The sequence below is a fragment of the Calothrix rhizosoleniae SC01 genome (assembly GCF_900185595.1).
In the GTDB taxonomy this organism is placed as follows: Bacteria; Cyanobacteriota; Cyanobacteriia; order Cyanobacteriales; family Nostocaceae; genus Calothrix_A; species Calothrix_A rhizosoleniae.
This window is the reverse complement of the sequence record NZ_FYBH01000040.1, coordinates 1-6,699: the sequence shown is the minus strand read 5'-3', so window position 1 is coordinate 6,699 and position 6,699 is coordinate 1. Positions and strand designations below refer to the sequence as shown.

The 6,699-nt window shown below is 36.7% G+C and carries 4 protein-coding genes; 1 reads left to right on the top strand and 3 read right to left on the bottom strand.

Annotation, left to right across the window (positions count from 1 at the left end; genetic code table 11):
- Window positions 1-162: 162 nt before the first annotated feature.
- The 3 genes from CALSC_RS02135 to CALSC_RS02125 all read right to left on the bottom strand — a co-directional run bounded on the left by CALSC_RS02135 (window position 163) and on the right by CALSC_RS02125 (window position 4,873).
- On the bottom strand, window positions 163-1,920 hold the full coding sequence (locus CALSC_RS02135; protein ID WP_088239780.1) for an eCIS core domain-containing protein: 1,758 nt from the start codon (window positions 1,918-1,920) through the stop codon (window positions 163-165).
- 313 nt (window positions 1,921-2,233) lie between these two features.
- Complete coding sequence (locus CALSC_RS02130; protein ID WP_088239779.1) at window positions 2,234-4,219, bottom strand: ATP-binding protein; 1,986 nt, start codon at window positions 4,217-4,219, stop codon at window positions 2,234-2,236.
- A 33-nt stretch (window positions 4,220-4,252) separates the two neighbouring features.
- Window positions 4,253-4,873 (bottom strand): DUF4255 domain-containing protein, encoded by a 621-nt coding sequence (locus CALSC_RS02125; protein WP_088239778.1) that lies wholly within the window; start codon window positions 4,871-4,873, stop codon window positions 4,253-4,255.
- A 647-nt stretch (window positions 4,874-5,520) separates the two neighbouring features.
- Between CALSC_RS02125 and CALSC_RS02120 the strand changes: the two genes are divergently transcribed.
- Window positions 5,521-6,699, top strand: a 1,179-nt coding sequence (locus tag CALSC_RS02120) for a serine/threonine protein kinase (RefSeq protein WP_143288127.1), incomplete at its 3' end; no start/stop codon positions are given.

The window sequence follows — 6,699 nt, the reverse complement described above, 5'->3', positions numbered from 1 at the left end:
GAAGGCTTGCGCCCTTAATATAGGATATTTTTGGGATATTTGAAAAATTGGAAATTTCTAAATGAGCGATCGCTTGACAACCAAGACAGTCACTACAAAAATAGGCTGCTAATTTGCTGCTCCGTCATAGTGGTGCATCATACCCTCCCTAGTATTAAAATTCTATTTTGATTTCTCCTTAACCCTCATTTTCTGTTCATTATTTAGGTTTACTTCCTCCCATTGTTCTTGATTGAATTTAGTTAATCCTTGCTGTTGTATATCCAACATTTGTTCAACAATAGTTGTCGCTGCTTGTATCTTCATCTGTAAATTATTATTATTGTAGTTCCCCAGAAAATTATCTATATTGGTATTTAGTTTCTCTAGTGTTTGATAATGTTCTTTTGTTACCAAATTTTGTGCCGCTTTCTCAAATTCTTCTCCTCCATCATCTAGTAATTCATCAAATCCCGGAGTCTTAGGATTTGGACGCAGATCGGACTTTGGACCTCGGTGGATATTACCTGGATTCCATGCAACAGCGTCTTCTAGTTCGTCTTGATCTTCTCTTGGTAGTGCATTATCGCGGAGATAAGCCTTTAATGTGCGACTACCAGAAACATAGAATGAGTTTTCTGTTATCAGTTTACACGCTCGTTGATAAAATTCTTCTATATTATTTTTACAATATTTTTCTATTTCTTTAATGACAGCTCCCTTATTAGGTGTAGGTGGTTCGGTAGACTTGTTTTTCTTATTCTCCTTAGGCTTATGATTAGCTATAATATCTTTAATAGGATCTTCCTGAAAAAATGGGTTAAAAAATATGCGAATTTGATTATTTTCAACGATTGTTTTTACGTCTTTCTGAATTTCATCATTACTCCATTTAATCATAATCTTATCCTGATTAAATAATTTTTTGAATGATTTTATTAGGTTATCTCGTTTCTTAGCCGAGTCGGTCTTAATCTTCTTAGTAACTTGAGTTTTTATTATTTCCTCTACCTCTGTAAATATTGGATCTATTGTTCTGTTCCCACTAAGGATAGATTTGATTTGTGATTCTGACAGTTCTACTCCAAAGTCGGAAAATTCAGCATTAATAGCATATACAGTGTTTTTGGTGCGGCTCGATAGCCATTGTTCTTGTGCTGTATTTTGAAGCTGGGTCTTTTTCTCTGATAATTCCTCTATGTCATCTCCTTTTAGGAGTTCTTTGAGTTTACCAATTACTAAATGAAGCTTATTCTCGGGAATGATATGGTGATAGGTAAAATCGGTTTTTGTTTGATTCTGGAACTCATAGGAATCACTATATGTCTCGTGACCAGGAAGCAATCCGCTATAGTCACCTGCCCGTTGTAATGCTCCACCATTCTGCTGTACCAGATGAGTCAACTCATGGGTAATCAACTCCTTTTCCCTTGGACTCCCTAACTGATATGTTTGTTGGGGACGAAAAATCGAAGCTTTCTCCAGATAATTAAAGCTTTCAATGGGTTTATCTAACTTATCCTCTTCATTTAATTGCAACTGAAAGTTTCTAGACAATCGCTCAGATGCACTTTCTTGTTTACCTCCCACTTGGGAAACATTTAATTTGGTTTGAATCAGTTCGGAATCTTCTTCTTGCTCTAACTCTTCTTGACGTTGAACCTTTTCTTGGGGACGAAAAATCGAAGCTTTTTCCAGGATATTAAAATCTCCCAGAGGTGATTCATTAAACCTAATATTATCTTGATTTTCCTGCTCGTCAGTAACTTGTCCAATTGACTCAGATGTTTCCAAATGTACTGTTCTAGGTGTAGTTTGATTGAGCTCCAAACCATAGTTTTGCTTTGGGCTAGGCAAACTTGGTATATTCGGCGCTAAAGACGGATTGCTAGAATTTGATGCTGTTTTTTTCTTGCGGGAAACTTGTTTGCGATCGCTCATCTTACCCACCCCTTTTGCGTCAGCGTTTCAAGGTAAACTACTACACCAGAAGTTACTCAGTGATAAGTATACAGATTTAGACGAGGAAAGATTAGAGACTAAGGTCTAATATTTTTGATGATTTATCCCACAGACAACAGTTTGAGCGGTAGTGGACTGATATCATGTCCGCCTGATTACTTATGATATTGTCATCCATGCAAAAATCACCCAAACTCTTTCTCCCCCTGCTCCCTGCCCCCTGCTCCCTGCTCCCCTGCCTCTTCGTGACACGTCTAAAAATGTAGCGCTTTATGAGGACAACACCCTAGCATCAAACCCAACCACTTATTTCTGCTTCTGTTAAAGATTTTTCTAATTTGATATATTCTGTGCGTGCTGCACGCAAAATATGTTTCATTTGTACAGGCTCTTTAGAGTCAGCAGCAAGAAAGGCTGCATTCAGAGCAATGTTACGAATATTTCCACCTGTTACATTTAACCGGGCTAACTTATCTATATCTAAATTTTCTACAGGAGTACTTTTGGGAAAAATACTTTGCCAAATTTTGGCTCTTTGAGCAGCATCTGGGAAGGGAAATTGTACTAAGAAACGAATGCGTCGCATGAATGCTGTATCTATTGAGTTTTTGAAATTAGTTGTCAGAATTGCTAGTCCTGGGTAACATTCCATACGTTGTAACAGGTAACTTACTTCTATATTTGCATAGCGATCGCGACTGTCTTTAACTTCGGAACGTTTACCAAATAATGCATCGGCTTCATCGAAGAGTAATATAACTCCTCCTTCTTGAGCTGCATCAAAAACTCGTCGTAAGTTCTTTTCTGTTTCGCCAATATATTTGCTAATCACTGAAGATAAGTCTATCCGGTATAAATCTAGACTTAGCTTTTGAGCTAATACCTCAGATGCTAGGGTTTTACCAGTACCGGATGGACCGGCGAATAAGGCACTAATTCCCAGTCCTCGTGAACTGGTAGTCCCAAATCCCCATTCTTGGTATACAGTATATTTTTGCCGTACATGAGCAGCAATTTCATCTAAAACTTCTGATTGTGCTGGAGGTAAAACCAAATTTTGCCAGTTTACTGTAGCAGTAATCCGTTGAGCAAGTTCGTCTAAACGAGGACGTGCTTGCACTCTACAAGCATCCCATAATGCAGTGCCTAAATCACTTTCAGGTTGTTGGTTTAACCTAGCTGTAGTTTCAACACAAGCAGAGTGGATTTTTGCAGGACTGAGGTTAAATTGAGCAATTAACTTCTTAACTTGACCATTCAACTCAGAAGTAAATTGATTTAAATTATTTTTCCAAAGCAACCTCTGCTCGTCGGTTGTTGGGTGACAAATGTCTACACTAATTACTGGACGTTGTGTAATGTGGAGTTTTTCCTGACTAGCAACAAACAAGAAACCATTGATTCGTTCAATCAAACCTTCGATAGTGTCAACACGAGTTGCATCGCTACTATCAATTTTGTCACAATTCAAGAATAAGACGCTTTCACTTAAAATAGCTTCCCTTTCCCATAAACGAATTAGACTCTCTACTTCGCTAGGAATGGATTGTGCAATTGGAGCAGATATGATTTTCAACTTTCTACCCAAAATTTTGCAGATTTCTGAAGCGATCGCACATTTGCTGGTAGTGTCTGTTCCACATAGTTGCACAACTGGCAAAATTCCCTTACTTTCACGGGTATAAGACCACATACTTACAATCTGCTGTACTATTTTTTGATGTGATGACACCAAAACCTGATTACTCTCAAATGACTCAATCAAACCTGTTAATCTTTCGTCATTAGATTCAACCCCAACAAGATAGTGTAGGATACGCTCATCAAGCCTCAATGGAGCTAAAGTTAATGCTTTCTCATCTCCAACTTCAATTAACCGCCAACGTCTTAAAGTTCCATGGGGTGCGATCGCATCCCAATGAGGCTCTGGAAACGCAGCAAAGGCTAAACTGAATGTGGGACAAGTTCTTTGTGTTTCTCCATGAGCCTTCGCACATAAAATATGAAAATTACTACTAAGTTCCATACAAGCGCATAGCAGTAAAATATTTCTTTCAAATTTAGATAGTTGAAATATTGTACATAACTTATCCAAAGATGATGTTGCTGGCATTGCCTTTGCAGCTAATAATAAAGTTTCTTGCCTAGTATTCTGTTCTTCTTGCCATTCTAGGATACTTTTGTCCCTTGCAGCATGTTTTTCCACCGCACCACGGGCTACTGCTACAGCTGCTAAGATGTAATGATGATTAGCTTCATACCAGTTATCAATATTCATAATCATTTTGATTGGTGACTACCTTATAGTTGATTAAATTGTATCTATTAACACCATTGATGCCTGATAACTAGCAGAAGGTCGATAATGAGTTTGCAATGCTGACCATAACCTAGAGTTATCTTCCATGTTCAAAAATTGTGGAGATAACTTAATATTACCCAATTTTTTTGTTAAATTAGATACATCTATGCTAACTAAAGCTTGTGAAAAAATACTAGATGCATTGACTTCGCAGACATGATTTAAAATACTTTTAATCGTATCCGATGTAATAGTAGGTGTTTGATGCAATAGTTGCATTGCATATCCCAGCAACAGTTCAATTTGAAAATCTTTTGAACCGTAAGCTGTTAATAAATAGTGAAGGTCTAAAGCTAGGGGTGGATGTTTAGGATGTTGATTTTCCCTACTTTTAGAGTATATATCGCGAAACTCTTGAGATATCCAATCTACATTTCTATTTTGTGAAACTTGATAAAGAAAGAGGTTTAGTTGAGCTCTCTCATCAATTCCAACTGAGATTGTGTCAGGTGGTATAGCCGTTACAATTACATCACCAACACTTTTGGCGATCGCATCTCGAACCATTCCATTTTCCAGTATGTGCTTCAGTACTGCTGTCACAGCAGCGATAGAGAGTGCATTACTCATATCATTTTCAAAATAAAATGTATGGAATTATGGTTTCTCAAAACTATTACCATATTCAATGATTTGAAACTTGATATAGGATTCATATTTGATTTTTTCAATAATCAAACCGGATTTCTATAGTTTTGTAAAAACTAGGGAAGAAATTGTGATGATATTCTCAATAGGGTGGAAATTCAATCAATTATTGAGAATTGTTACTAGATTTAGCAAACAACAAATATTTATACTTCAATATTTGAATTTCATGAATTTGTTATCTGCTATTTCTCACTTGTATCCAGTACACCATAAGTCTAAACATTCAAGCTTTCTAGCTTTAAGTTTTAACTTAAAGTATGTACTTTACTCATAAGCCTATCGTAAGTTGAAAGTCTTGTAATTAAACACTTTGAGCCTTGAGTAATGGTCGATTTCTTTCCATCGTATTGTACTAGGAAAAGAGACTTGAGATAGGATTCATATTTGATTTTTTCCATAATCAAACCAGATTCCTATATAATCAATTAGGTTAAACTGAGAAAATTAACTAAATATTACATCAGATATACTTTACCTTACAATTTAAATTACACTTTAAAATATACTTGATTACTGCTTAAAATTGAGCTTAAGATAATAATTTGCAATAAATTAGGAAGGTTGTAATGAGTTCCTCCCATTCCTCAAATCCTTGGCTTGGTCGTCTTGTTGGTGACAATCAACGATATCGTTTGGATCGAAGATTAAGCGGGGGTGGGATGGGAGAGGTATTTGTCGCGATGGATACCCGTGTAGGGCAAGAAGTAGCATTAAAATTGCTCAAAGATACACTAGTTAGTTCATCTGAAATGAGGAAGCGTTTTGAGCGCGAAATAGCAGTTTGTGCAGCCCTGCAAAGCGAACATATAGTGAAAATTAGTGATTGTGGGTTTACCAGTGAAGGTTATCCATTTTATGTAATGGAATATTTGCGCGGACAAACCCTAAGACATTTGATGTTGCAAGAAAAAAGATTATCTGTTGAGAGGACAAAAGCAATCATTTCTCAAGTTTGTAAAGGTTTGCAACTTGCTCATCAGGGAGTTCTTCTACAACAAGAAGGTGGAATGCGAATTAAAGTAATTCATCGTGATTTAAAGCCAGATAATATATTTCTTGTACCTACAGATTTGGGTGAATGGGTAAAAATTTTAGATTTTGGTCTTGCGAAAGTCCGCAATCAATCTGTAGAACAGACAAACTTAACTAAGACATTTGTAGGTACATTTCGTTATGCTGCACCGGAACAGTTACAAAATGATGAAAATCTGGATGAAAGGTCAGACATATACAGCTTAGGACTTTTAATCTATGAAATGCTAAGTGGAGTAGATCCTTTTGGCTTAACAGCCAAAGGTAATAAAGCTAGTGAGACATCTTGGGTACTTGCTCACACACATGAACAACCACTACCATTGCGTTCATCATTATTACAACCTGATAGTGAATATATATCTCCACAGTTGGAAGCTGTAGTAATGAAATGTCTCAGAAAAAAACCAGAAGAACGTTTTGCAACTGTTGATGAACTAAATCAAGCTTTGCAAATTGCAGCTAAATCTCAAAGGGGTAATATTAGTTCCTCCCATATCCCAGATACGCTCATCATTGAACCTTTACAACATAAAGGTTCTAATGATGAAACTATTGCTCGAGCAATAAAACCTACCGCACAAAGTGATGCTGATAGTCATAATTATCAACCACAATCCACACACAATAAAGGTTCCAATGATGAAACTATTTCTCGAGCAATAAAACCTAACGAGCAAGGTTATTCCGGAGAACCACCATTATCGGGGGAT